The 1,516-nt window shown below is 71.8% G+C and carries 1 protein-coding gene; it reads right to left on the reverse strand.

From position 1 onward, the window contains the following. Nucleotides 1-36: 36 nt before the first annotated feature. The coding region (locus AOK08_RS39430) for an LCP family protein (RefSeq protein WP_241827296.1) at nt 37-1,516 on the reverse strand (1,480 nt) is incomplete at its 5' end.

The following is a 1,516-nucleotide window of genomic DNA, read 5'->3' on the forward strand; positions in this document are numbered from 1 at the left end:
GGAGGGGCCAGGAGGGGCCGGGACGGGCCGGGATCCCTATCCGCAGTCGACCTGGTCTCCCGTGGTCACCCCGAACTCCCTCACCCGGACCGTCCGCACCCCGTGGTAGTCCGTCCCGACGGTCACCTTCAGCACGGCTCCCTGGCCCCGCACGACCCGCAGCGAGCTCCCCGGCAGCGCCGCCGCCAGCGACCTGGCCGAACGGTCCCACCGGGGGTCGTACGCGATCACCGTCCGCGTCGTCGCCCCCCGCTCCCGCGCGTTCACCGGCATCCGGGTCGTCCGGAACCCGGTCGCGGCCAGCGCCCGGTCCACCTTCCCGCCCAGACCCACCGTGCGCGTCCCGTTCTCGACCTGCACCCGGATCTGCTGCGGTGCCACGTCCACCCGCACCGGCGCACCCCCCTTGCCGCCTTTGCTCCTGCCCTCGCTCTTCCGCGCGGCCAGCGGCTCGTCCTCGCGCAGCGCCCGGAACAGCCGCCCCGCCTTCGCCGCGTCCCACAGCAGCGTCGAACCGATGCCCTTCACGGCGTACCCCATCCGCCCGATCGGCACGGTCGTGAACTCGGACGACGACGGGGAGAAGTTGCGCATGGCCCGCCCGAGGTCCAGCAGCTCACCCGTGCCGAACTCCTTGTCCGCCCGCACCGACCCGAGGACCGCCCGGGTGATGTCCCGGAACTTCATCGGGTTCAGCAGCACCCCGGACGACGTGGACCGGGCGATCAGCGCCGCCATGAACCGCTGCTGGCGCTGCATCCGCCCCAGGTCGGACGACCCGTCGGCGTGCCGTGAACGCACGTACTGCAAGGCCTCCCCGCCGTTGAGCTCGTGCTCACCGGCCGTCAGGTCCAGCCCGGTGTACGAGTCCTTCAGCGGCTTCGGCGTGCAGATCTCGACGCCCCCGAGCACATCGACCGTCTTCATGAAGCTGGTGAAGTCGACCTCCAGATAGTGGTCGATCTTCACGTGCGTCATGCTCTCCACGGTCCGCACGGTGAGGTTCGGACCGCCCTCCGCGTACGCCGCGTTCAGCTTGATGACATGGCCGCCGTGCCGCTGCCCGGTCGTCCGGTCGGTGTGCGAAGGCGTCCGCGCGTACGAGTCGCGCGGCAGGCTGACCACGCTGGCCCGCTCCCGGTTCTCCGAGATGTGCACGATCATCATCGTGTCGGTGCAGTGGCAGGGCGCGCCGCCGAGCCGGTACTTGCGCCGCTCGGCCTCGCTGATGTTCTCCCGGCTGTCCGTGCCGACCAGCAGCACGTTCATGCCGTGACCGGCCCGCGGCCGGTTCTTCATGTCCTTGAACGGGTCGACCCGGGCGATGTCGGCATCGAGGCTGGTGACCACCGCGTGCCCGATCCCGGCCGAGGCGAGCACCACGACGGACAGCGTCGTCACCGCCCGCATGGCCCAACGGGGCTTCCTCCGCCGTACGGGGGGACGCGGGCGCCCGGACGACGGCCGTGGCCGGCGCTGTGGGGAACCAGGAGAGTGGGGGGATGCGGGGGACGCG

The organism is Streptomyces graminilatus, assembly GCF_001418565.1.
GTDB classification, from domain to species: Bacteria; Actinomycetota; Actinomycetes; order Streptomycetales; family Streptomycetaceae; genus Streptomyces; species Streptomyces graminilatus.